We start from the raw sequence: 24,436 nt of genomic DNA on the forward strand, positions 1-24,436 counted from the left end.
AAAAAGAGCTCACGTGGTTTTCTACGTGAGCTTTTCTCTGATTTCATCTTCTGTTCTTTTTATTTCGTACCAGAAGTCATTTGCTGACATTCTGATAGCTCCGGCGCCATAAATGATAACCTGCTCTATGGCATCTGATGTGGCAACGGTTACTCTGTTCTTTTTGCTGTATTTATGGGCAGTGCGCTCGATGTACTGATCAGCGGTCTCAGCCTCCTTTGTGAATACAACGTCAAGGTTGTGGTATTTAAGTACATGCTCGGTCCCTCCCGGAACACGATAGGCATCAAATACGAGTATGACAATCTCTCTTCTGTAGCCCTGGAAATTTGAGAGAATATCCATGAGCTTGTCACGTGCTGATTTCATATCATGCTCAGCAAGTTTTCTGAGCTCTTCATTTGCATATATTATGTTATAGCCGTCAACGAGGATGTATGAGTTTTCTGGATTTAAGTCCTTTGGAGCCCGGTATTTCTTTTCGGGGGCTTTATTTGCAGCCCTGCGCTTTCTTTCTTCATCAGCTTTTGCATCATAACGGGGCTTTACCGGTCCGTAGGTTCTCTCGAAAATGCTATCCAGTTCCTGTATTGTGGCATTGTAAGCTTTTGTTCTTTCCTCGTAGGTCAGTTCCTGTTCTTTTCTTATTTCGTCGGATTTAAAGCTCTGAAGGGCATCACCGAGTCTTGTCAGATCTGTTTCAGAAAAGGATGTGTTTTTAGACCCTTCCGGTGACCATCCGGTATCAACATGCATATAATCTCGAACTTCGTTCCATGGAATGACGGTGCCTGCACCATGTGAGCAAAAAACGCTGCCTGTGGGCTGCTCGATATCACGCTCTGGATCATAGCCCTTTTCCTCAATCACGACTTCAGCATTGTGACAGGGCTCGTATCCTCTAAGAGAGAGATTAAGGCGTCCTCTTCCATGGGTATACGACAGCAGTTCCTTGGCATAGTCATGCAGCTCACTTGCGGGAACGGAGCCGGTTATAACACTGCTTCCATCAGACATTAAGTCCGGAGGATTAGTTGTACCGCCCATTTTCTGCATATCACTAAGTGCACGCCCTACAGAATCGGAAGGAAGTTCAATAGTGAAATCATATACAGGTTCAAGCAGAATGTTTTCAGCCATCATAAGCCCCTGACGCACTGCACGTATCGTGGCTTCACGAAAATCGCCGCCCTCTGTATGTTTTAAATGGGATCGTCCGCCTATCATGGTTATTTTCATATCTGTGATTTCGGAACCTGTGAGAATCCCGCGTATTTTGAATTCCTCAAGATGTGAGAGGATAAGGTTCTGCCAGTTTACCGCAAGGTCATCCACAGGACAATCCGCATTAAAGGAAAGGCCGCTTCCGGGCTCACCCGGCTGTAGCATGAGATGGACCTCTGCATAGTGGCGGAGAGGTTCAAAATGACCTACTCCCTCGACGGGTGCCTTGATGGTTTCTTTATAAACGATACTACCGGGGCCAAAGTCAATGTCCAGACCAAAACGTTCTCTGCACTGGTGTTTTAGAATTTCCATCTGGACTTCGCCCATGACCTGGATAGAGAGATCGTTTGTTACTTCATCTTTTTTTACCGAAAGAAGAGGTTCTTCCTCAGACAATTCAGATAACTGCCTGTAAACCTTGAACGTATCGGCTCCTTCAGGAAGAATGATTCTGGATGAAAGAATAGGCTGTAAGAGTCCTGCCATTTCACCTTTAAGGCTCCCAAGTCCCTGACCTGCATGGGATGAGTCAAGACCTGTTACGGCAATGATCCTTCCGGCAGGGGCTTCCTGCAGGAGCTCATATTTTTCTCCCGAATAAACCCGTATCTGGTCAACCTTTTCTAAAGAGCTTTCTTCGGTTTGTGAGGTGCCTTTGCCACCAACGGATTTTTTTGAAAGTGACAGCACGTCGCGTACATGAAGGGTTCCGCCCATAACCTTAATCCAGGATAATCTTGTTCCACCAGGGTCTCTTGATATCTTGTAAACACGTGCGGCAAATTCCTCCGGATAGGATGGGGGATATGCGTAGGTGTCTATCAGTGATATAAGCTCGGAAACACCCTCCATTTTTAGTGCGCTTCCAAACAGGCATGGAAACAACTTCCTCTTTGATATGAGGTTTGTGATATCGCTATCTAAGACCTTGTGTCCTTCCTCCAGATATGCGTTTAAAAGCTCATCATCGCAGACAGCAAGCTCTTCCTGGAAATCATCATCCTCCGGTGAAAACGCTGAAAAATCCAAGGCATGTTCGGAGAGCCTTTTCCTTATATCGGAAATAACTGCGTCCTTATCTGCCTGTGGCTGGTCCATTTTGTTTACAAAAATAAAAACAGGTACCTTGTAATGCTCAAGAAGCTTCCACAGTGTCTGAACCTGGGATGTTACTTTATCAGCTGCACTGATAATGAGAATAGCGTAGTCAAGAACCTTCATAGTACGCTCGGTTTCAGGTGCGAAATCAGCATGTCCCGGAGTGTCCAGGAGTGTGACATGAGTGTTCTCTGAAAAATCAAGCTCTGCCTGCTTTGAAAAAATCGTAATACCGCGGCTTCTCTCAAGTGAGTATGTATCAAAAAAAGTGTCGCCGTGATCGACTCTTCCGGACTTTCTGATGGCCCCTGAAAGAAATAAAAGTGCCTCTGACAGAGTGGTCTTTCCTGAGTCAACGTGGGCGTATATTCCTATATTTAAGTTTTTTACCGTATTTTTATTCATAACATGAATTATCCTGTTCTGTTCTTACCCTTTACGGATTATGTTAATTGCTTCATTTCTGCAAAAGAGCAATCCGGCAAAGAGCAATACAATTTTATCAAATTGGGGATTAATACAAAAGAAAAAACTAATACAAAAGAAAAATTAGAATATAAACAAAAAAGCTGCAGATTTGCATCTACAGCTTTTTAATAGTCGGAGTGGCGGGACTCGAACTCGCGGCCTCTACCTCCCTAAGATAGCGCGCTAACCAACTGCGCTACACCCCGGCGACAAAAGGTATATTATCACGGTTTAAAAATAAAAGCAACAACTTTTTTTATTTTTTTTTTGAATTATAATAAAAATGATGTTTAGAATTATGAGAGCTTGGAAAAAACGTAGTAATTCTTATCATCGGTAAGGTCAAATGAAATAACGATGGGGGAGTTTATGAAAAAAGTTTTTAGTGGTAGAAATAAAGTGATTGCAGCTGCGCTAGCGGCTGTTTTATTAATGTCCCCGGCGGAATTTTCGCAGGGGACTTTGACTGTAAGGGCGGATGATAACACACAGGCATCTGTTCAGAATAAGATCGGAAAACCTTTTATAACGGATATTTCAAACGAATATAAAGGGCTTAAAATCAGCTGGAGAGCGGCAAGTGGTGCTACGGGGTACTATATTTTCAGAAAACAGAAAAAGAGCAATCCCTATGAACTGATCGCTACTGTTTCTTCGGATACGCTTTCTTATATTGACGGTGATGCAATGAAGGAAGGCGGTATTTATACATATATGATAAAGGGCTTTGACAACGATACGGTATCCGAGGAGTCTGAGTCCAAAACCGCTACAAGATTTCCGATTTCAAAGGTTAAGCTTAAGGTGAAATATGCTCAAAGCTCAGCCAGGAAAATGCAGAAAATGATCAATGATTTCAGAACCGGTAAGGATACCTGGCTATGGAATGCAAATAACACACAGAAGGTTTACACACAGGGAATCGGCAAACTGGCCTATGATTACAACCTTGAGAAACTTGCCATGATAAGAGCTGCTGAGATAGCGATTAAATTCAATCATGAAAGGCCAAATGGAAAGCCATGTTTTAGCGTTCTTTCTGATACGGGCTATAATTTTAAATATGCGGGAGAAAACATTGCCTACGGCTATAAAACTGCTGCCAAAGCTTTTGATGCTTTTCTTGAGATGAACAATTACTACTCCGGACAGGGACATCGCAGAAATATGTTAAGTACCAATTATAATGTGTGCGCGATAGGACATTGCAAGGTGAACGGTGTTCATTACTGGGTTCAGCTTTTTGCATTTACCGAAGATGATTCTGATTATACCAAGACAATAAGTACTACGAAAAATGTCACCATGTATGTATCTTCCGATGATCTTACCTCATATAAGAAGACATTAAAGGCTCTTGGAGCCAAAGTTGAGGATTATGCGCCATCAAGAGTAACTTGGGGAGAAATTGAGGCTTCAAAGAAGTTCGCTACTTTAAACTATACAAAATCCGTTGGCGCAACCGGGTATGAGATATATCGTTCTACATCAAAAAAGAACGGTTATAAAAAAATCGTCACCGTGACAAACCAGCAAAAGCTTGTATATGTAGATAAAAAGCTTGCGCGTAAGAGGAAATATTATTATTATATTGTTCCATATAGAATGGCGCATGATGAAAAGGTTTACGGCAAAAAATCTGAGATCAAAATGATAAAAACGAATTGAAAAATAGGATGGGAGAGACTATGGATATAGGAGAACGACAGATTCTTAGAAATGAAATCGAGAGTATCGTTGAGCTGATACTTGATGATTACAACAACGGCAGAGATGTTGATCAGATGGAGATTTTCAATCAGCCCGACAGAGATGTGGTTGTTGATATAGTAAAAAAGCTGCTGAGAGTTATTTATCCGGGTTACTTCAGAGATAAAGTTTACAGGAGCTACAATGACTCAAATCGTGTTGCTGTTGTTATTGAGGACGCTATTTACAATCTGCAAAAGCAGGTAGCGATTGCATTCAGACATGGCCAAGACTATCAGCATGCTACGGATGAGACATTAACCTGCGGTGCCAGATGTATAACACATGAGTTTTTCAAAAAAATCCCTCATATAAGAGAACTTATAGATACCGATCTTCAGGCTACCTATGACGGGGATCCTGCTGCTTTCAGTAAAGAAGAAATAATCCTTTCATATCCCGGGCTCCTTGCGACTGCCATTAACAGAATGGCGCATGAACTGTACCTTTTAAAGGTGCCGCTTATTCCTCGTATCATGACAGAGTATGCGCATTCCGTTACCGGAATAGATATTCATCCCGGAGCAACAATCGGAAAATACTTTATGATAGACCACGGAACCGGCATTGTTATTGGTGAGACATCAATCATCGGCGAGCACGTAAAAGTATATCAGGGTGTTACTATCGGTGCTCTTTCAACGAGAGGCGGTCAGGCGCTTAAGGGTGAAAAGAGACATCCCACTATCGAAGATAATGTAACAATTTATGCGGGAGCATCAATACTTGGTGGCGAGACGGTAATCGGTCATGACTCCGTAGTCGGATCAAACGCATTTTTAACCTCATCAATTGGTCCCGGAACAAAAGTCAGCATCAAAAACCAGGAATTGCAGTTTAATAACGGCAGTTCCAAGGATTTTTAATAAGATTTATAAAAATGGGCAGCTTTTCCTTGCACCTTGCCGCGAAGTTATCCATTTTGAAATGTTTGTTTTCGTCTACGTTGTGATTTCCATAAATTCAAAAACAGATAAATGCCTCATTTCATGTTATTCAGAGCAATCGGCATTTATCTGTTTTTTTATTTTGGAAATCATCGCCTCGTCCGAGAACTGCTCATTTCAGAACGGATAACTTTGCAGCGTGGCTGTTTATGAAATACGCCAAACACTTTTTATTGATTTAGTCTTAAGAAAATTACATATCTGTCCGAAATAAGAGGTGTAGGTATAAATATGACTTCTTGAACGTAAAGTAAAAGTGTTTCGGGAATCCTGCTTAAGTATATGCAGATTCGAAAGTGGTGATATTATGATGAGATCATTGTGGTCCGGAGTTGCCGGACTTAAGACACATCAGATACAGATGGATGTTATAGGTAATAACGTTGCAAACGTAAATACCACATCTTATAAAGCCCAGAAGACCACATTCGGTGATCTTCTTTACCAGAATGCAAGAAAAGCTGCAGGACCTACAGCGGTAAGAGGCGGAACAAATGCCAAGCAGATCGGTCTTGGTGCAAAATATTCAGCCATTATGACAAACATAGAAAAGCAGGGATCCATACAGCAGACAGATAATGTATTTGATCTTAGCATTACCGGAGATTCATTCTTTGTTATTGAAAATCAAAAGGGAGAGATGACATATTCAAGAGACGGCTCATTTACTGTTGATGCCGAAGGATACCTGGTAACAAGAGCCGACGGTTTCTATGTAAGAGGCTCACTTCAGGAGGGTGGAGCTGCCGGAGCAACCGGTAGAATAAAGGTTCTTCCTTTGGATGATGAGGGCAATTTGGAAAAAATGGCCGGAGCACCTACAACCGACGCAAGAATAACAGGAATCATAAGCAGAACGGATAATCTCCTTTCTTCTGACAGAGGAAGGACAGTAGACCTTGAGTTCTACGGAAATGATGGTAAAACATATACTGCACGATTTAAGTTTGACAATGCCGGAGATAATAATGACTCGACTTATAGGGCAACGGTTACCGGAATATATGATGAAAATCATCAGCTTATTGAAGGCGGTGTAGCAGAAAATACCACTGTAAATCTTGTTTATGATCCTACAACGGGTGCATTTGTAAGTGCTAATGACAATACCCAGGGACAGTTCCAGCTTAATTTCCAGGGAGATGCGGCGGCAGCAGGATCTGTTTCGGTTGATTTTTCCGGAACATTCAACTATGCACCTAAGAACGGAATGTCCGGATCATCACTTGAAGCTCACAGAGGTGATAAAGATGGTAACGGTGAAGGTTATCCCGAGGGCGACATGAACGGAGTTGCAATAGCAAGAGACGGCACCATTACAAGACTGTACAGTAATGGCCAGAACAGATTTGCAGGCAGAATATCAGTTGCTGAATTTGCAAATGTAACAGGGTTGTCAAAAGAGGGAGAAAACCTTTATAAAGCCACAGGAAACTCAGGACCCGCCAGAATGATGTACGTCGATGATGATGGCGGATATATCAGTTCCGGATCCCTCGAAATGAGTAATGTGGATCTATCGGCTGAGTTTACGGATATGATTATTACTCAGAGAGGCTTCCAGGCAAACAGCCGTGTTATCACAGTTTCCGATACATTGCTTGATGAACTGAGACAGTTAAAGAGATAAATATTTTTACGGCACCATGAAAAACCCATAATGGAGACACTTGGGGGAGAGTCTTCGTTATAGGGTTTTTCTTTATATAATCTTATGAAGATATTGCGGGATTTTTCTACAAATTTTAGTTTCTTGATTTATTTTATTATTTATGAGAAAAAAGCGTGTACCTGTTTTGTAAATATTCGTACAAGAATTATGTAATAAAATTAGTGCTTTGCACCGAAATATATAGTACAATAATAGTAGGAATAGCAAATTATGCGACAATTAGCACTCAGTACTAGACAGTGCTAACATAATGAGTTATAATCACATAACGTACGAATTCATTTTTTAAACGGAAAGGAGATGAGGCTTTATGGTAATCGTTAAAATGAATAATACGACTGTTGAATGCAGTATTGCGGCATCGGAGCTACGTGAAATAGGCCTCACCCCTGAAGCAATCATGAATGGAGAGAAAAGAACTGTTCCGTTTATGGCGCAGCTGAACAGGGAAGTTGGCGAGCAGTTGGGGTATGATCCCGAAACAGAAGTACTCATGATGAGTAAGAATATGATGGTTGATGGCAGCGTTCGTATCTTTGCAATTAAGATGACGAATGAAGATATACAGAAATCAGCAGACAGAATCAGAGGATCAGCTGAGGCGATACTAAGAGAGATGACTCAGGAGAGAGTCGATTCCATTAAGGCTAAGACAGGTTCCGATAAAGGTCAGGCATTGAATGAGATGATAGGACATGTATCTGAACTTATTGAACAGATATATGACCAGGAAGAAGAACCGGAGCCGCAGATTGAGGCGATGGCTAAGCCTATTATTAACACCGAAAGATACATGGCAAGGTTTAAGGACCTGAATTCCGCTGCAAGATTTGCCAAGGTTTCATACAGTCTTCCGATCACATCATCAAAACTTTATAAGGAAGACGAAGAATACTATGTGACTCTGGTACTTGAACCTGACGGAGAAAATGCAATTTATGATCTTCGCAGAAGCGGTCTTGAATATGCTGAGGAACTTATGATGAACTCTGCAGAGCAGACTCATATCGAGGAAACTGCAAAATGTATTATCAAGGAGGATGCACTTCTTCACTTGAAGGAAATGCTGGCTAAGTAAACATGAACATTACAGTCTATGATTTTACGGGAATTTATGAGAACGAGAGCTTCGATTTTTATAAAGAGAGCTCCCGTTCTCTTTTAATTGATAATACAGGCAGCCAATATGTAAGCTTAAAAAGTATATCAGGAACAAATTGTATATGCGACGATTATGCAAGGGAGGAGATAAAGAAAAAATGCCTTGAAGCATCAGATTCTTTTTCTTTAGTAAGATTTTTTGACAATGGCAATTACCATTATATGTCGAATATCCTGATTGATCTTATGTGCGAAAATACTCCTGCTGGAGGAAACTTGAAGTTTGACCTGGTGGTATTTGATCATCATACTGATATGAAATGGACATCCTATGGAGAAGTTTTGTCCTGCGGAAGCTGGATTTTAAATACTTTAAAAGACAAAGATGAGTTATTCAGAGTATTTATTATAGGCGCGGATGAGGATCTTATAAAGGAAACAAAGAGTGAGTTTCCTGAATATGAAGACAGGGCCTTTTTTATAGATGATGTCTGTGAACTTGAGAAATATGAGATAGGAAAAGTATACATATCCGTTGATAAGGACGTTTTGCATTCTGATGAGATAGCAACCAACTGGGATCAGGGTAATATGAGTATAGAAAAGCTTGAAAATAGTCTTAGATATTTGAAGGAAAGATTTGGAAGTGATATATTGGCAGTAGATGTCTGCGGTGAGTGTCTTCCGGATTCTGCGGAATGCTACAGCGTACGCGGAGTTAAGGCAAGCAATGAAGTTAATCGCATGATACTGGATGTTGTTTTCGGTGGGGGTATTGATTGAGGCGTAAAAATGCGTTTATAGATGAGTCAGGTATCGTCCAATAATGCGAAGCATGATTGGTTAACGGTATTGGCAACAGACCGGCATGATTCAGATAAAAATTTGCGCATATAGATTAGGAGAGAGTATGGAAAAAAGAATCAGGGACAGAATTAAGAGAATTGAGAAACTTGAGCTTGATCTTTTATCGGATGAAATGCTTCTTGCAGAAAAAAAGGAAATCACTGCTCTTATTGAGATGGTGCAGCAGGAACTTTTGAGGAGAATTATTATCATTTCGGCTTTTATTATCTGTTTTGCTGCTGCAGTTATAGGTTTGCTGTCATATCCATCAGCACCGATGCTGTTTGTGGGACTTGTAAGTTTCCTTGTTTTGGTTGCTTCGTTAATACAATATGCCCAGAAATACAGAAGTTTTAGTGAATTATTAAAAACAGCGGATATTCTTTATAAAAATTAGTTGACAAAATGATAGTTAGTGGCTACAATATCTATTGTCGCTTGCAGGAATGGCGGAATTGGCAGACGCGCACGGTTCAGGTCCGTGTGATAGCAATATCATGAGGGTTCAAGTCCCTTTTCCTGCATTAGAGTCCAGCTCTAGCAACAAACTTAATATTTTATTTGCGGAAGTGTCGGAATTGGCAGACGAGCAAGACTAAGGATCTTGTGATGGCTACATCGTGAGGGTTCAAGTCCCTTCTTCCGCACGAATGAAAGAGGTATGACAACTGTCATACCTCTTTTTTGTTCGTGCCGAGGAGCCCCTTGAACCCTGGGTTGAAGGCCTCCTCGCAGCATAGCTGCTTCGTCGATTGGTTCGGTGAAAAAAAGCCCTCCGGACTTTTTTCTTAATCTACCTCACCCCTTCTTCCGGTACAAGACAGGGAGTATTCACAGGTTTGATAAAAATAACACTTTGTTGTTAATTTGACACTATAATGTTAATATTATACTAAAGGATAATATTATGAATGATAAAATAATTGCTTTATTTGAGGAAAAAAAAATTAATAAGAGACAGTTGGCGAAGCTGTCGGGGTTACAATATACGACTGTTAATGAGATTTTGAATCGGAAGCAGCAGATTAATTCCTGCTCAGGAAGAACCCTGATGAAGCTTGCAGCATTTTTTGATGTGCATATTGAGGAATTACTCGATCCATTTCCAATACTTGAGAATGTTGAGGGAAGATATAATGAAGTGGACTATATCTGGCGGGATGCAGGAGATAATATGGAACTCGTTGTGGAGGTGGATGGCGAGACCTATCATCGGGTGATGGAGCGGTCATATATAATTCCGGAGAACTTTAAGTATGCTCCGATTTTTGCAAAAATGGAAATAGACCTATTGCTTGAAGAACTTGAAATCAGGAAACTTGCAGAGGAATTTAAGAATGGAAAGATATCTTCTGAAACATAAAAATGATTTATGTGGAATTATTTCACTTGATAAAGGGACCGGACAACTTCAGGCGTTTGAGATGATTGATCCTGAAAAAGCACCTTTTTTAGGCAATGCTAATAGTGAGAATATGCGAAAGTGGTGGGCTATTCGAGCAGTTCCCGGGACACGAAAAACTTTCGAGCAGGTACTAAGGGATAATAACTGCATAAGTGGTGAGGCATATTTAGCCAAAAACTTAGGGTTAAGCCTTAATGATTCATATTGGATTTGTCCAATAGATGCAAAGCTTGATTATGATGATATAAATTTGTATGAACAAAGGCAATATTATAAGACGAGAATTCCATTTCATAGTGCAACGTCGTATGATCCTAATGCCTCATTAAGTGGGCAGATGGAAAAATATTGGGATGTGTCTCAAGATATTCCCATTCTTGTGAAAACGGCGTCCGCATTTTATGGACAACAGGTTATTAATGAATCCTTTGCATCACTTTTGCACAAGAGGTTGGGTGCGGGGATAGATTATACTGAATATATGACAAGGAACAGGTCATCGGATAACAGTTTACAATGCCTGTGCAAGTCATTTACATCAAAGGAAGTAGAATTTGTCTCTGCGTTGGAAATAATTGAATCAGTTAAGGCGAGGAATGACAGGTCTCTTTATGATACGTTTATTGACATATGTGCGGAAAATGGGATAGACATGGAAAACGCGCAGAAATACATGGACTATCAAACCTTGACAGACTTTATAATAAGCAATACTGATGAACATTTACTGAATTTTGGAGTGCTTAGGGATGTGGATAGTATGAGATTTATATCACCTGCCCCGATTTTTGATTCAGGAAATAGTATGTTTTACAATTCCGAGAGATTAAAACCTCTTTCCCGAAGGGAAATACTGGAGAGGAAGATTACAGCATTTCATGATTCGGAAGAAAAAATGATAGCACATATTAAAAATGCAAATGTGGCAGATCTGGCTAAGCTCCCTTCTCCGGACGAGACTAAAGAATTTTATATGAGATACGGGATTCCGGAGTCTAAAGCAGAGTTCATTTCGGCAAATTATAAGACAAAGATTGAAATGGTAGAGGATATGCAGAAGGGAATGAAAATTTCGCTGTATAAAGAGAAAAATAAATAATGATATATGCAGCTAAGAGGCTGCGTTGTGTTTTATTTTGTGCTGATAACCCAATTGAACCCTGGGTTGAAGTTTCATTAAAGAAAAATAGAATGTGTTTATTTGCCAAAGAAGAAATATACTTTTGCTTTTTTCATTATTATGATGATAGTGTGACATAAACCCGTTTTCGATGGGAGGGCGTAAGATGAATATTTTTGAAATAATCAAAAAAATTATCTATCCTGCAATCATAGCAATATCAGTTATCCTGATGATTATTCTTGTTGTGAGCTATGTCAAAAATCTTCAGACAAGTAAGGACGATGCATTGGAAAAAACACCTATTGCAACGTTAAAACCAAAGGAAGACAAGGCGGTAGTTACTGTCAATACAGAGACAATCCGGGAAGGACTTGAGGGAATGGGAATACTTATGACCCAGGAATATTATTTTACTCAGGTCGAGAAGTATACAAAGGAAAAGAAGATTTTTGATCTTATACCCTCATCATCTGAAATGATGTACAGCTATGACGGTGCGGTAATGGCAGGGATAGATTTTGCGAAGATAACGATCGGTAAAGATGATAATAGAAAGACTCTGAATGTTAATCTTCCAAAGTCAGAGATACAGGCGGTCACAATAGACAAAGATACCTTTAAGGTCTTTTCTGAGAAGGATTCCCTATGGAATCCATTGAAGCTTGAGGACTATAACATGTCTCTTTCCGAGTTCGAGGATGCTGCCAAACAAAAAGCGCTGGATAGCGGAATACTTGAGAGATCGGATGAGCAGGCAAAAAATCTTGTATTGAATTTTATAAAGTCTATTCCTCAGACAAAGGAGTATGAAATCGTGTTTGAGTAAACAAATTTGCCGGTGACTGATCGGCATGATCCGTATTCTAATATGACCTCTTGAACGCAAAAATGAAGATGTGTTCAAAAATCCTGAGTTTAGATGAGTGAGGATTGTTATGGATATTAAGAAAACAACGTTGGTAGTAGTACTTATGCTTATTGCGGTTATATCCTTTACGAAGGTTGCGCCTTGGGCAGGTAACCCGCAGAACCACACTTATTATGTTGAAAAGACTGATGAAAAGATTGCAACGGTAATGACGTTGTCAGGAGGCGCTGCGGCGACTTCAGCAACACTTTCGGTTCTTCCCGGGGATATTTGTACTCCTATTGCGGAGCAGCTGGCAGAGCTTGCCGGTTACTTCCTTTTGATATTAAGTGCCCTTTATCTTGAAAAATTCATGATAGGAATCACCGGGTATGTGGCATTTTCGTTTTTTATTCCGCTTGCGTGCCTGATATTTGGCTGTGCGGTCGTATTTGACAAAAAGAATTGGAAAACCGTTGCCTGCAAAATAGCATTTATTGGAATCGTAATATTTACGATAGTGCCTGCAAGTGTAAAACTGTCCGATATGGTGTACATGACTCAGGCAGAAAGAGTTAATACAACGGTTGAAGAGTACAATGAACTGGACATCGAAAATGAAGCTGATTCAGGAATACTTGGAGAAATCACTACATTGAAGAATGATACCGTTGAAAAGGTTACTTCATTTTTAAGCGGTCTTTTGGAATCCCTGGCGGTTATGATAGTGACTTCGTGTGTGATTCCAATACTTGTTTTTGTATTTCTCATTTTTCTTGTAAAAACTATATTTTCAACAAATGTGATCATACAGCAAAAGTGAGTAAAAGAGGTTTACAGCCACCTTCCTTAAAGTTTAGAATAAAGATAGATTCCGGAACGATTTTTATCTTTGAATGCAAGAATTCATAAGGTGCCGTTTTTGCACAAGGAGGGCCTATGGAGGAACTATATCAAAATGCGGAAAATCTGCTTCGTTATATAGTTGAGTTTTCTACTATACTGCTTGAGTTTTTCGGTATAGGAATACTTGTGTATACGGCTGTTAAAAGCTTTATATTCTGGATAAGGAAAAAAGATTCGATAAGATTGGAGCTTGCACAGGGAATAGCCCTGGCTTTGGAATTTAAGCTCGGTGGCGAGGTTTTAAGGACTGTTGTTGTAAGAGAATGGGCTGAACTTGGAATCCTTGGCGCTATTATCGCTCTTCGGGCAGCACTTACCTTCCTTATTCATTGGGAAATCAAGAATGAAGAGAAGGCACTTGAACCAAAAAAATAGGTTCAGGTACCGGTTAACATGTGAATATAGATACAAACATGAAAAGGAGCTGTGAAGACATCATTTGATATGCTCCCTTCTAGGTAGACAAGAGAAATAATAAAATCTTGTACTGCTTGGGAGGGAGCATTTTTATGTCCAAATATAAGATAGATCCAGATGAAAAATTAATGACAGTAAAGGGGATTCTTGATGGAAAAGAAACACAGTGCCATGCAGCAGCAAGGCTTGGAGTTGCACTCACATCCGTACAACTATGGATTGCCATTTACCAAAGCGATGGCACTGAAGCATTTTATGATGTGGGTGTCAAAAGTATAGAAACACCCTAAAAATGCACATTGATAACTGAATAAAGCTATGTTTTAGTGCTGATCTGCGGTAAAATATTAGTATCAAATCCAGTATTTAACGAGGTTTCAGCCATGTCATTCATCTTAAATGATCATCAGCAAGTGTCTCTTTTTGATTCTCTTACATTTCTCTCAGAAAGAAAACAGAAGATGCTTGAAAGTTCATGGGCTCATCAGTTTTCGCAAGAGATCTTTGTAAACATCAATGAGATGCTGTTTGCTCCATTATACAGCAGTAGTACCAACTCAAGACCAAACGCTCCAATAAATGTTATCGTTGGCGCAATGATGCTTGCTGAGTTCAATGGCATTTCTGAGGATGAGATGATCGAAACCATGGAGTTTGATTTCCGTTATCAGTATGCTCTTCATACTACCAGCTTTGAGAAGCAGCCAATCAGTGACAGGACTTTCAGCCGTTTCCGTGAAAGAGTCTCAGCTTATGAACTTGTGACTGGTATCGACCTTGTTCATGAGTGTATGGTTTCGCTTTCTGATCATATCTGCAAGTTCATGGACTTAAACCCTAACATTAGACGTATGGACAGTATGATGATTGAGTCTAACATCAAGAAGATGGGACGTCTGGAACTGTTGTATACCTGCTTGTCAAATCTTGTAGCAAGCCTTAAACGAGGCGGTTACAATGACAAGATCAAAGGGTTGGAAGCTTATGCGGATCCTAACAACAGGAATCGTGTCGTATATTACGAAAAGGATATCCCTCAGTCAGAACGGATTCAAAAAGTAATCGATGATGCGGTCAAACTTCTTCCAACATGTAAGGATACCCATGGAGAAACCACTGACTATCAACTGCTTGAAAGAGCAATCTCAGAACAGACCAAGGATGATGGCAATGGCCATATCATTCCGAAAGATAAAGGTGAAATGAATGCCACTATTCTTCAGAATCCAGCTGATCCGGAGGCAACCTTCAGAAGTAAGGCTGGTAAAGAGCACCGCGGATATGTAGCCAATCTCACAGAAACTGTTGGTGAAAATGGATCCATTATCACAGACTACCAGTATGATGTGAATACCAGAAGTGATGCATCATTCATCAAGGAATACATCGACAACCAGGAAGAATCTCCTGAAGCTATAGCGCTTATAACCGATGGAGCTTATGACAGCCATGAGATAAAAATGCAGGCTGCTAAAAAAGGCATTGCAGTTTTCTCAACAGGCCTTATTGGTAAACAACCAAATCCTATACTTGCTGAATTTGAGATCACAACTGAAGGTACGGTATCAAAATGTCCTGCTGGAAATGTTCCAAAGAGCACTTCTTACATAAAACAGACAAACAGCGCACGAGTATCTTTCACAAGAGAAACATGTGAAAACTGTCCGCACCGATGTGAATGCAATCCGAAGCTGAAGAAGCGGACTGCCACAATGGTTATATCCTTAAACTCCAGAAAACGTTTGTTAGGATCTTTGGAGATTCTGGATGATGATACCAGAAATAAAATCGGCAGAATCAGGAACGGTGTAGAGACTTCACCGTCAATCCTCAGAAATAAATATGGCGTTGATAAAATGCCTGTCCGTGGAAAGCTAAAGACAAAATACCGCTTTGGCTTTAAAGTTGGTGCCCAAAATTTCGCCAAACTGATGCGGTTTATTAAAGGTAAATCGAAATGCCGGGCATTGGTTATGGAATGACGGTAATAAAGGGGATGAATATGCTCCTCAATAAGGAAATCTGTCATCAAACATAGTTTTATTCAGTTATCAATGTTCAAAATACATGTCAAGGTCACGTATAAATGTGACTTTTGGCACCTACATCATTTTATCAAAGAAAATACAAAAAATATTCCAAGGAACTGAAGGAGAAAGCAGTTCTGGAGTATATAAATGGAGAAGGCTCATTACTATCTATATGTCAGAAATATGGCATTAGAGCAAAAAGTAAGTTACAAAACTGGATAAAGAAATATAATGATCATGAGGAACTGAAAGCTTCCGAAACAGGAGGAGTAACCATCATGACCAAGGGGAGAAAAACAACATTTGATGAGCGTGTAGAAATTGTTCAGTATTGCATTTCTCATGATTGCAATTATGCAGAAACTGCTGAGAGGTTCAAGGTATCATATCAGCAAGCACGAAACTATACAGTTAAATATAAGGCCGATGGAATTGAGGCTCTTAAAGACAGGCGTGGAAGAACCAAGTCTAAAGAAGAAATGACAGAATTGGATAGGTTACGCGCTGAAAATAGGATACTTCGTGCAGAAAAGGAACGTGCTGAAATGGAGGCTGCTTTCTTAAAAAAACTCGATGCAATAGAGAGGGGGTGGGACTGAGCCTTATCCGTCATGAGCAGGTATATCTTGCTATTAAGGCAGAGAATGATGAACATGGCTATCCAATTTCTGCACTCTGCAAAGTGGGAAATGTTAGCCGAGCCGCATACTATAAATGGTTGCATAGGGGGATTCCAGCCTACGAAACTGAAAACAAACGTATAGCTGATGAAATAGAAAAAATACACACAGAGAGCCCTGATAAAGGATATCGACGTATTAGAGATGATCTAGAACGGTACCATGATATAAAGGTAAATGATAAACGTGTCCTTAGGATCTGCCGTAAAAAGGGAATTAAATCCACTATAAAATATGCCAACAATGGATGCACAAGACAGGCGGCTAATCCTCAATTCATTGCCGAGAACATCTTAAATAGAGAATTTTCGGCAGATGCCCCTAACCAAAAGTGGCTGACAGATGTAACGGAATTCAAATATTATGTGGATCAGGAAATTCATAAGATATATTTGAGTGCTATCCTCGATTTATATGATCGAAGAATCGTATCATATGTGATAAGTGATTCGAATAATAACCCATTGGTATTTGATACATTTGATGCTGCTATAGTTGCAAATCCTGGTGCAACACCATTGTGCCACAGTGATAGAGGATTCCAGTATACAAACAGACTGTTCCACGCGAAGTTAGAGGCTGCTGGAATGACTCAGAGCATGTCAAGAGTGGCAAAATGCATCGACAACGGTCCCATGGAAGGCTTTTGGGGAATAATCAAGCGAGAGCGGTATTATGGAAAAAGATTCAAGGATAAAGCTTCATTGGTTACGATGATTGAGGAATACATTGAATACTATAACAACAGACGTTTACAGAGAAATCTTGGTGTTCTTACGCCTATAGAGAAACATAATAATTATTTGCTGGTGGCATAAAAACTGCCATCAGGAGAAAAACTGATGGCAGAAAATTTATTTTTTTGACTGTCTACTTGACGGGGAGCGGTTCAGACATCATTTCACAGCTCCTTTTTTCTTTTGAAAGCTAAATAATATCGTTTTTTTATCGGCGGTTCTTTAAATCGCTGATTTGCTGAAGTATATGCTTCTCGTTGTATCTAAAGAATATTACTGCACCGATAAAACAGGTTATAAAGGCTACAGCTGCAGTTGTACGATAGCTTGAGGCTGTTTGTGAAACGGTTACGGAAGTGAAGGTAACAAGCGCAATTGCCTGCCCCATTTTAAATGCAAAGGTTCTTGCCGCAAAGAACATACCGCTTCGGTCTTCGCCGGTCTCGAGTCTTGTAAGTTCTGCAACATCAGCTACACAAGCCTGGGGAAGTATTCCAAGGATTGCCATGGGAACAGCTGCTGAAACTGCTATGATAAAGCCCCAGTGAAGGCCTTTTCCGCATATGGTTGTAATGCCGAAAACTAGGCAGTATGCGAAAAATCCCACGATAATAAGTGGCTTTTTGCCAATCTTTTTTGCCAGGATATTTACAAGAGGATATAAAGTTATACTGATTGCTGTCATGGTGGCAGTAAGAACGAAGGTCCAGGTGTCTTCGATTTCCATCAGCTGTGTTTCATAAAAAGCAAGCCCTGTCTGGAATAAAGTGAGCGCAAAGAAATAAATCACGTCACTGTAGACAAAGCGTCTGAACTGACCGTTGGAAAAAGTAATTGCCAGCGACTTGAAGGGTCTGGTATTACTTGGCTTTGAATCAATATAGTCGCGTTCATTTATATAGAATGCGGGAATCAGCATTGCCAGGCACGCTATTGCAGACATGATTGCAACCGAAATACGGATGGAGTTCTTTTGACCAACGGATCCCTGCAGAGCTCCCGCAACATTGGGAAGCAGGAAGGAAATGCTCTGTCCGAGAATAAACGTAAAGGATATGAAGGTTGATACATTTATGCGGTGCTGCTGTGTATCACCAAGCTCTGCAATCAGCGCATTATAAGGTGTGCAGAACATGGTCATGAAAAGGTAGAAGACCATGAGCAATATGAAAAGAACGGTATCGTTAAGACCTGTGCTCGCTGTCTGAGGAAGCGTAAACAGACCGATTGTGCAAAGCGAGAAGGGAATGGCCATGGCACGCATGAAGGGGATTCTTCGTCCTCCCTTGTAATTGCTTCTGTCAGACCATCCTGCTATAAGCGGATCTGTTACTGCGTCAAAGATACGACCTGCTGCAAGAACAAGACCAAAAAGAGTGAGTTTAAATAATATCGGTGACTGAGTAATACCTGATGCAAATACGCCTGTGTTGGGGTTTTGCTCGCTGGGCATACCGGTGTAGTAATAAACCATCCAGTTTGAAACTATTCCCGAAAGTAGGCTCCAGCCAAACTGCCCAAGCGCAAAAATCCATAGAAGTCTGTTTGTTATAGGTTTTAACTCTTTCATTTATGAATACTTCCTTTCGATGTTTATAGAAACTATTATACTACTATTTAGTTTTTTAAATATGCGTAAATGTGCATAAATATGGGGATTCAGAAATTGTACAAATTTAAGGAACGATCAGTGTGGGGATTGTTTGCTACTATATAACATCAATAAAAAAACTAATTAACGATTTTTGAAAAAAGGTGTTGACTTATTTTGAAAATTTGTTATTATATAGAAGTTGTCGCTGATAAATACAGCGCAGACAACTGAATGCGGAAGTGTCGGAATTGGCAGACGAGCAAGACTAAGGATCTTGTGATGGCTACATCGTGTGGGTTCAAGTCCCATCTTCCGCACGAAATAAAAAGGGATTAGCAGGAATGTTAATCCCTTTTTTATTTTGTGCCGAGGAGACCTTGAACCCTAGGTTCAAGGTCTTCTCGCAGCATAGCTGCTTTGTCGGTCCGTCCGGTAGGAAAAGGTCCCCCGGACCTTTTTCTTAGTCCACCTTACTCACAGTGAATTCTTAAAGAAATATGTTGGGATTTTTTGGATGAATGATACAATGAAACAGGATGTTATCTGTGGAAAAAAATATTCCGGGATAAAGTACTAAGTCCTCAACTTCAGGGGGCGGGTGAGGCGCCGATGAGGATATTTTAAAAAATCAAAAGAACATACAGCCGGAATCGGTGTTTTTCTACTACTATCTTGGATGCTACTAATAGTAGCAATACAATTTGTTGTAAATGGGCTAAAAGTAAAATCAAAATTGTCCACTATATAGGTAGTGGTTTATAGTTGTTTATGGTCGAAGTTCTGCCTATATCCTGAGAAATGCAGATATAGGCAGTTATAATTTAAGCTGTAATACTGCCTCAATTAAGGAAATTAATCGCAAAAAGGTCTTATTATCCATAAGTTGTTTGAAAAACTGATTTGGGAGGAGTTAGGATGATGCTGGGGACGGGTATCATGCCGGAAGCTTGTAAAGAACGGATTTGACATACTTTTGAGAACCTCAATGTGAGTAGGATTTGGTGTGGTTATTATTTGGGAAAGGAGCTGTTATGGAGAATGAATTAAGAGATAAAAACGGTCTTACAGAAGCTGAGTATTTAAAGGACTATGATCCTGACAGATGGAAAAAGCCATCGCTTACGGCAGATATTTGCATAATTGCCAAGGGAGAAGGCGGTGACAAGGTTCTTCTTATCAGACGAGGCAATCATCCATGTCTTGGTAAGTGGGCACTTCCTGGCGGCTTTTCTCAGGCCGGAGAGAGAATTGAAGAGACTGCATCAAGAGAGCTTGAAGAAGAGACCGGTATAAAAATGGATGCAAAAAAGCTTACGCTTGTTGGTGTATACAGTAAGCCCGGAAGAGATCCGAGAGACTGGACCGTATCCTGTGCTTATCTTGCATGTGTGAAGGAAAATGAAATAAAGCCAATTGCCGGCGATGATGCTGCAGATGCAAAATGGTTTTTGGTAGATGAGGCAGATGGGGATTTTTCATTGAAGAATGGGGAGCTGATGCTTAAACTGTCAGATCTTGCATTCGATCATGAGGATATTTTCAGGGATGCAGTAGATAAAATCTGACTTCTTGAAAGACGGGGGACAAGAGTAAAAAAGGCTGCCATAAGAATGAATAATTTCACATAAAAGAGCAATAAATGAAAGGCTATGTTTTCTTCTATTATTTATAATGGAAAAAGACATAGTTTTTTTGAAAAGGAGACAGAAATGTACATTACAGACGATGGAATAAAACTAAGCGTAGAGCTTGATATGCCAAAGGAAAAAACAGAGAAGTGTCCCATTTGTATCATTATCCATGGTTTTACCGGATATAAGGAAGAACGCCATCTATTGGCTGTTTCGGAGGCTATGAATGAAATCGGAATGGCTACACTTAGAATTGATATGTATGGTCACGGAAAAAGTGAAGGAGAGTTTAGAGACCACACACTTTACAAGTGGCTTTCAAACGGAATGGCAGCAATTGATTATGTCAGAAAGCTGGACTTTGTCACAGACATTTACCTCTGCGGACATTCCCAGGGAGGACTTACCGCAATGCTCCTTTCAGGTATGGAGAGAGACAGGGTAAAAGCTCTTATTTCGCTTTCTGCTGCAACAGTCATTCTTGAGGGTGCAAAAAAGGGTAACCTTTTGGGACAGGATTTTGATCCCGACAATATTCCCGAGGCTCTTATGTCATGGGATGGAAGGGAGCTTGGCGGAAATTATATAAGGGCAGCCCAGACACTTCACCTTGAGGATGCCGGAGCAAGATTCGATAAGCCTGTTCTTATAGTTCATGGCGATAATGATGAGGCTGTACCTGTTAATTATTCGGTTGAATCAGCGAAGCTGTTTAAGAACTGCAGGCTTGAGATCATTAAAGGAGATACGCATTGCTATGACAATGACCTTCCGGCTATGATTTCAGTTGTAAAAGACTTCCTTAAAGAACAGTTATAATTCGCTTTCTATGAAGATTTTTGTGCAATAACAGCAGATTCTGCCGGCCGAATTTGTTCATTGGTTCCAAAAAAGCTCGAAACATAGGAAATGTTTAGCATTTATTATGAATGAATGCTAAAATGTTCTGTGTACAGCGGTTTTTTACTTATGAGACTTTTGGAGGTAGTATGAGAAAAGCAGAGACTTTGGCAGTATTAATTTGTACTGTAGGCACCGCCTCTCTTTCCGGATGCGGAATGGCTTCTTTGAATGATAATGATTCGGAAGTGGTCGTCGATGAAATTGTTGCAAGCAGCGAAGAAAATGCCGCTGTTTCTGCCGATGTGATTCCGGATGAAGAAACCGCAACAGCCGATACTGTTGTAACAGAAGACAGTCTTGTACATAAGGTCTCTGACAGTGGCGAGGCAAAATCTGTCTTTTTATCCAAGGTGGCTGAGTCTGCAGGGGTATCTGCCGATAAAATAAAATACTATCTTATTGATGATTTTGACTCTGACGGTTATTATGAGGGCTTTGTTCTCGACAATAATGAATTGGACGAAGATACTAATACCTGCCGGGGAAAAATATGGTTTGTAAATGATGAAGGCTGCACAGTACTCCACGACGATTGGGAATATGTAGTAAACGAAGATGATACTGTTCTTGGTGAGTGGAAGCTTGATGACAGAAACTTTATATATTTCAATGAGTCATATACCACGGCAGCAGTATCTGCTGTGTATTACGTGGAGGATTCGGAGGTATATGAGTCTGATATTTCCAAAAAGGGCTTTGTAACGAGGGTCGGAAAAACCGGTGACTTTAATCTGACATTCAGTGCCTATGACTATATGTATACCTATGACATAGGAAAGGAAGACGAAGCCTCAAATATGGGGCACACCTGGAAAATATATTATTATTTTTATGATAGCTATGACATGGATTTCAGAGAATACGGTGGAACTGCAATTACAGAAAATGAACTGGAAAAGATATGCGGGTTTGACCTTGCAGGTGAAATCAGACAATCAGGCTATCAGATAAATGAAATTTTCAGAAGAGGGAACGGTATCATTAATATGATGTGGGTGTCAAAAGTATAGAAACACCCTAAAAATGCACATTGATAACTGAATAAAGCTATGTTTTAGTGCTGATCTGCGGTAAAATATTAGTATCAAATCCAGTATTTAACGAGGTTTCAGCCATGTCATTCATCTTAAATGATCATCAGCAAGTGTCTCTTTTTGATTCTCTTACATTTCTCTCAGAAAGAAAACAGAAGATGCTTGAAAGTTCATGGGCTCATCAGTTTTCGCAAGAGATCTTTGTAAACATCAATGAGATGCTGTTTGCTCCATTATACAGCAGTAGTACCAACTCAAGACCAAACGCTCCAATAAATGTTATCGTTGGCGCAATGATGCTTGCTGAGTTCAATGGCATTTCTGAGGATGAGATGATCGAAACCATGGAGTTTGATTTCCGTTATCAGTATGCTCTTCATACTACCAGCTTTGAGAAGCAGCCAATCAGTGACAGGACTTTCAGCCGTTTCCGTGAAAGAGTCTCAGCTTATGAACTTGTGACTGGTATCGACCTTGTTCATGAGTGTATGGTTTCGCTTTCTGATCATATCTGCAAGTTCATGGACTTAAACCCTAACATTAGACGTATGGACAGTATGATGATTGAGTCTAACATCAAGAAGATGGGACGTCTGGAACTGTTGTATACCTGCTTGTCAAATCTTGTAGCAAGCCTTAAACGAGGCGGTTACAATGACAAGATCAAAGGGTTGGAAGCTTATGCGGATCCTAACAACAGGAATCGTGTCGTATATTACGAAAAGGATATCCCTCAGTCAGAACGGATTCAAAAAGTAATCGATGATGCGGTCAAACTTCTTCCAACATGTAAGGATACCCATGGAGAAACCACTGACTATCAACTGCTTGAAAGAGCAATCTCAGAACAGACCAAGGATGATGGCAATGGCCATATCATTCCGAAAGATAAAGGTGAAATGAATGCCACTATTCTTCAGAATCCAGCTGATCCGGAGGCAACCTTCAGAAGTAAGGCTGGTAAAGAGCACCGCGGATATGTAGCCAATCTCACAGAAACTGTTGGTGAAAATGGATCCATTATCACAGACTACCAGTATGATGTGAATACCAGAAGTGATGCATCATTCATCAAGGAATACATCGACAACCAGGAAGAATCTCCTGAAGCTATAGCGCTTATAACCGATGGAGCTTATGACAGCCATGAGATAAAAATGCAGGCTGCTAAAAAAGGCATTGCAGTTTTCTCAACAGGCCTTATTGGTAAACAACCAAATCCTATACTTGCTGAATTTGAGATCACAACTGAAGGTACGGTATCAAAATGTCCTGCTGGAAATGTTCCAAAGAGCACTTCTTACATAAAACAGACAAACAGCGCACGAGTATCTTTCACAAGAGAAACATGTGAAAACTGTCCGCACCGATGTGAATGCAATCCGAAGCTGAAGAAGCGGACTGCCACAATGGTTATATCCTTAAACTCCAGAAAACGTTTGTTAGGATCTTTGGAGATTCTGGATGATGATACCAGAAATAAAATCGGCAGAATCAGGAACGGTGTAGAGACTTCACCGTCAATCCTCAGAAATAAATATGGCGTTGATAAAATGCCTGTCCGTGGAAAGCTAAAGACAAAATACCGCTTTGGCTTTAAAGTTGGTGCCCAAAATTTCGCCAAACTGATGCGGTTTATTAAAGGTAAATCGAAATGCCGGGCATTGGTTATGGAATGACGGTAATAAAGGGGATGAATATGCTCCTCAATAAGGAAATCTGTCATCAAACATAGTTTTATTCAGTTATCAATGTTCAAAATACATGTCAAGGTCACGTATAAATGTGACTTTTGGCACCTACATCATTAATATTAATTATTCCTCTGAAGAAAAGGACGATGTAAGCGTGACCGTCACTTATATGAATGCTACATATGATGAAAAAACAGGTGAATTTGCAGATGTTTGGAATTCGGGAGAAAAAAACTGGCAGGATTCAGATTATGGCGGAAAATACTTCGATGCGCTCACGCCGGATATAGCTGTTTATAAGTGATCAGATTAAAATTATATCTATTG

22 protein-coding genes and 4 tRNA genes are annotated in these 24,436 nt (G+C 40.2%); 23 read left to right on the plus strand and 3 right to left on the minus strand.

Going from position 1 to position 24,436, the window contains the following annotated elements:
* Positions 1-21 precede the first annotated feature (21 nt).
* On the minus strand, positions 22-2,730 hold the full coding sequence (locus tag BV60_RS0106745) for a translation factor GTPase family protein (protein WP_035777120.1): 2,709 nt from the start codon (positions 2,728-2,730) through the stop codon (positions 22-24).
* Positions 2,731-2,925: 195 nt separating this feature from the next.
* Positions 2,926-2,999: transfer RNA gene (locus tag BV60_RS0106750), tRNA-Pro, on the minus strand.
* Positions 3,000-3,162: 163 nt separating this feature from the next.
* Here BV60_RS0106750 and BV60_RS21765 point away from each other — a divergent pair.
* From BV60_RS21765 to BV60_RS0106840, 17 genes are all read left to right on the plus strand, one after another.
* Positions 3,163-4,461: a CAP domain-containing protein gene (locus BV60_RS21765; protein ID WP_051656563.1), complete on the plus strand. Its 1,299-nt coding sequence runs from the start codon at positions 3,163-3,165 to the stop codon at positions 4,459-4,461.
* A gap of 20 nt (positions 4,462-4,481) precedes the next feature.
* Positions 4,482-5,408: a serine O-acetyltransferase gene (locus BV60_RS0106760; protein WP_029320419.1), complete on the plus strand. Its 927-nt coding sequence runs from the start codon at positions 4,482-4,484 to the stop codon at positions 5,406-5,408.
* Positions 5,409-5,796: 388 nt separating this feature from the next.
* Positions 5,797-7,119 carry a flagellar hook protein FlgE gene (locus BV60_RS0106765; RefSeq protein ID WP_051656564.1) on the plus strand — a complete coding sequence of 441 codons (1,323 nt, stop codon included), beginning with the start codon at positions 5,797-5,799 and terminating at the stop codon, positions 7,117-7,119.
* A 352-nt stretch (positions 7,120-7,471) separates the two neighbouring features.
* Entirely contained in the window at positions 7,472-8,239 is a 768-nt protein-coding gene (locus BV60_RS0106770) for an adaptor protein MecA (protein WP_029320421.1), read from the plus strand.
* Between the two features lie 2 nt (positions 8,240-8,241).
* On the plus strand, positions 8,242-9,045 hold the full coding sequence (locus BV60_RS0106775; protein WP_029320422.1) for a hypothetical protein: 804 nt from the start codon (positions 8,242-8,244) through the stop codon (positions 9,043-9,045).
* Positions 9,046-9,172: 127 nt separating this feature from the next.
* Positions 9,173-9,505 carry a hypothetical protein gene (locus BV60_RS0106780; protein ID WP_029320423.1) on the plus strand — a complete coding sequence of 111 codons (333 nt, stop codon included), beginning with the start codon at positions 9,173-9,175 and terminating at the stop codon, positions 9,503-9,505.
* Between the two features lie 43 nt (positions 9,506-9,548).
* Positions 9,549-9,632, plus strand: a tRNA-Leu gene (locus BV60_RS0106785).
* A gap of 39 nt (positions 9,633-9,671) precedes the next feature.
* A tRNA-Leu gene (locus tag BV60_RS0106790) sits at positions 9,672-9,755 on the plus strand.
* A 260-nt stretch (positions 9,756-10,015) separates the two neighbouring features.
* Complete coding sequence (locus BV60_RS0106795) at positions 10,016-10,471, plus strand: helix-turn-helix domain-containing protein (protein WP_029320424.1); 456 nt, start codon at positions 10,016-10,018, stop codon at positions 10,469-10,471.
* On the plus strand, positions 10,446-11,612 hold the full coding sequence (locus BV60_RS0106800; protein WP_029320425.1) for a HipA domain-containing protein: 1,167 nt from the start codon (positions 10,446-10,448) through the stop codon (positions 11,610-11,612). Before BV60_RS0106795 ends, BV60_RS0106800 begins: the two co-directional genes overlap by 26 nt.
* Positions 11,613-11,799: 187 nt before the next feature.
* Positions 11,800-12,462, plus strand: coding sequence for a DUF4230 domain-containing protein (locus BV60_RS0106810; protein ID WP_029320426.1), 663 nt, complete (start codon positions 11,800-11,802; stop codon positions 12,460-12,462).
* A 109-nt stretch (positions 12,463-12,571) separates the two neighbouring features.
* Entirely contained in the window at positions 12,572-13,306 is a 735-nt protein-coding gene (locus tag BV60_RS0106815; protein WP_029320427.1) for a hypothetical protein, read from the plus strand.
* Positions 13,307-13,422: 116 nt separating this feature from the next.
* Positions 13,423-13,764, plus strand: a complete 342-nt coding sequence (locus tag BV60_RS0106820; RefSeq protein WP_029320428.1) for a DUF1622 domain-containing protein — start codon at positions 13,423-13,425, stop codon at positions 13,762-13,764.
* Positions 13,765-13,898: 134 nt separating this feature from the next.
* Entirely contained in the window at positions 13,899-14,096 is a 198-nt protein-coding gene (locus tag BV60_RS0106825) for a helix-turn-helix domain-containing protein (protein ID WP_029320429.1), read from the plus strand.
* A gap of 93 nt (positions 14,097-14,189) precedes the next feature.
* Positions 14,190-15,788: a transposase gene (locus BV60_RS0106830; protein ID WP_029318998.1), complete on the plus strand. Its 1,599-nt coding sequence runs from the start codon at positions 14,190-14,192 to the stop codon at positions 15,786-15,788.
* Positions 15,789-15,901: 113 nt separating this feature from the next.
* Positions 15,902-16,435, plus strand: coding sequence for a helix-turn-helix domain-containing protein (locus tag BV60_RS0106835; protein WP_051656565.1), 534 nt, complete (start codon positions 15,902-15,904; stop codon positions 16,433-16,435).
* Positions 16,426-17,334 (plus strand): IS3 family transposase, encoded by a 909-nt coding sequence (locus BV60_RS0106840; RefSeq protein WP_156036006.1) that lies wholly within the window; start codon positions 16,426-16,428, stop codon positions 17,332-17,334. Before BV60_RS0106835 ends, BV60_RS0106840 begins: the two co-directional genes overlap by 10 nt.
* Positions 17,335-17,461: 127 nt before the next feature.
* Here BV60_RS0106840 and BV60_RS0106845 read toward each other — a convergent pair whose 3' ends face one another.
* Positions 17,462-18,823 (minus strand): MFS transporter, encoded by a 1,362-nt coding sequence (locus BV60_RS0106845; RefSeq protein ID WP_029320433.1) that lies wholly within the window; start codon positions 18,821-18,823, stop codon positions 17,462-17,464.
* A gap of 257 nt (positions 18,824-19,080) precedes the next feature.
* On the opposite strand from BV60_RS0106845, the gene BV60_RS0106850 reads away from it, so the two are divergent.
* The 6 genes from BV60_RS0106850 to BV60_RS23145 all read left to right on the plus strand — a co-directional run bounded on the left by BV60_RS0106850 (position 19,081) and on the right by BV60_RS23145 (position 24,413).
* A tRNA-Leu gene (locus BV60_RS0106850) sits at positions 19,081-19,164 on the plus strand.
* Between the two features lie 714 nt (positions 19,165-19,878).
* Entirely contained in the window at positions 19,879-20,412 is a 534-nt protein-coding gene (locus BV60_RS20980) for an NUDIX domain-containing protein (protein ID WP_035777124.1), read from the plus strand.
* A gap of 144 nt (positions 20,413-20,556) precedes the next feature.
* Positions 20,557-21,297, plus strand: a complete 741-nt coding sequence (locus BV60_RS0106860) for an alpha/beta hydrolase (protein ID WP_029320437.1) — start codon at positions 20,557-20,559, stop codon at positions 21,295-21,297.
* A 170-nt stretch (positions 21,298-21,467) separates the two neighbouring features.
* Positions 21,468-22,391, plus strand: coding sequence for a hypothetical protein (locus tag BV60_RS0106865; protein ID WP_029320439.1), 924 nt, complete (start codon positions 21,468-21,470; stop codon positions 22,389-22,391).
* A gap of 104 nt (positions 22,392-22,495) precedes the next feature.
* Entirely contained in the window at positions 22,496-24,094 is a 1,599-nt protein-coding gene (locus BV60_RS0106870; RefSeq protein WP_029318998.1) for a transposase, read from the plus strand.
* An 85-nt stretch (positions 24,095-24,179) separates the two neighbouring features.
* Positions 24,180-24,413 (plus strand): hypothetical protein, encoded by a 234-nt coding sequence (locus BV60_RS23145; RefSeq protein ID WP_029320440.1) that lies wholly within the window; start codon positions 24,180-24,182, stop codon positions 24,411-24,413.
* The last annotated feature ends 23 nt before the right edge of the window (positions 24,414-24,436 follow it).

Origin of the sequence: Butyrivibrio sp. AE3004 (genome assembly GCF_000703165.1) — a bacterium.
Lineage (GTDB): Bacteria > Bacillota > Clostridia > Lachnospirales > Lachnospiraceae > Butyrivibrio.

What these genes read in the sequence shown, in the direction of transcription:
- BV60_RS20980 (WP_035777124.1), top strand. Translation starts at nt 19,879, where the DNA reads ATGGAGAATGAATTAAGAGATAAAAACGGTCTTACAGAAGCTGAGTAT.
- BV60_RS0106775 (WP_029320422.1), top strand. Translation starts at nt 8,242, where the DNA reads ATGAACATTACAGTCTATGATTTTACGGGAATTTATGAGAACGAGAGC.
- BV60_RS0106865 (WP_029320439.1), top strand. Translation starts at nt 21,468, where the DNA reads ATGAGAAAAGCAGAGACTTTGGCAGTATTAATTTGTACTGTAGGCACC.
- BV60_RS0106860 (WP_029320437.1), top strand. Translation starts at nt 20,557, where the DNA reads ATGTACATTACAGACGATGGAATAAAACTAAGCGTAGAGCTTGATATG.
- BV60_RS0106870 (WP_029318998.1), top strand. Translation starts at nt 22,496, where the DNA reads ATGTCATTCATCTTAAATGATCATCAGCAAGTGTCTCTTTTTGATTCT.
- BV60_RS0106795 (WP_029320424.1), top strand. Translation starts at nt 10,016, where the DNA reads ATGAATGATAAAATAATTGCTTTATTTGAGGAAAAAAAAATTAATAAG.
- BV60_RS0106780 (WP_029320423.1), top strand. Translation starts at nt 9,173, where the DNA reads ATGGAAAAAAGAATCAGGGACAGAATTAAGAGAATTGAGAAACTTGAG.
- BV60_RS0106845 (WP_029320433.1), bottom strand. Translation starts at nt 18,823, where the DNA reads ATGAAAGAGTTAAAACCTATAACAAACAGACTTCTATGGATTTTTGCG.
- BV60_RS0106765 (WP_051656564.1), top strand. Translation starts at nt 5,797, where the DNA reads ATGATGAGATCATTGTGGTCCGGAGTTGCCGGACTTAAGACACATCAG.
- BV60_RS0106815 (WP_029320427.1), top strand. Translation starts at nt 12,572, where the DNA reads ATGGATATTAAGAAAACAACGTTGGTAGTAGTACTTATGCTTATTGCG.
- BV60_RS0106745 (WP_035777120.1), bottom strand. Translation starts at nt 2,730, where the DNA reads ATGAATAAAAATACGGTAAAAAACTTAAATATAGGAATATACGCCCAC.
- BV60_RS0106770 (WP_029320421.1), top strand. Translation starts at nt 7,472, where the DNA reads ATGGTAATCGTTAAAATGAATAATACGACTGTTGAATGCAGTATTGCG.
- BV60_RS0106810 (WP_029320426.1), top strand. Translation starts at nt 11,800, where the DNA reads ATGAATATTTTTGAAATAATCAAAAAAATTATCTATCCTGCAATCATA.
- BV60_RS0106800 (WP_029320425.1), top strand. Translation starts at nt 10,446, where the DNA reads ATGGAAAGATATCTTCTGAAACATAAAAATGATTTATGTGGAATTATT.
- BV60_RS0106830 (WP_029318998.1), top strand. Translation starts at nt 14,190, where the DNA reads ATGTCATTCATCTTAAATGATCATCAGCAAGTGTCTCTTTTTGATTCT.
- BV60_RS23145 (WP_029320440.1), top strand. Translation starts at nt 24,180, where the DNA reads ATGTCAAGGTCACGTATAAATGTGACTTTTGGCACCTACATCATTAAT.
- BV60_RS0106820 (WP_029320428.1), top strand. Translation starts at nt 13,423, where the DNA reads ATGGAGGAACTATATCAAAATGCGGAAAATCTGCTTCGTTATATAGTT.
- BV60_RS0106760 (WP_029320419.1), top strand. Translation starts at nt 4,482, where the DNA reads ATGGATATAGGAGAACGACAGATTCTTAGAAATGAAATCGAGAGTATC.
- BV60_RS21765 (WP_051656563.1), top strand. Translation starts at nt 3,163, where the DNA reads ATGAAAAAAGTTTTTAGTGGTAGAAATAAAGTGATTGCAGCTGCGCTA.
- BV60_RS0106825 (WP_029320429.1), top strand. Translation starts at nt 13,899, where the DNA reads ATGTCCAAATATAAGATAGATCCAGATGAAAAATTAATGACAGTAAAG.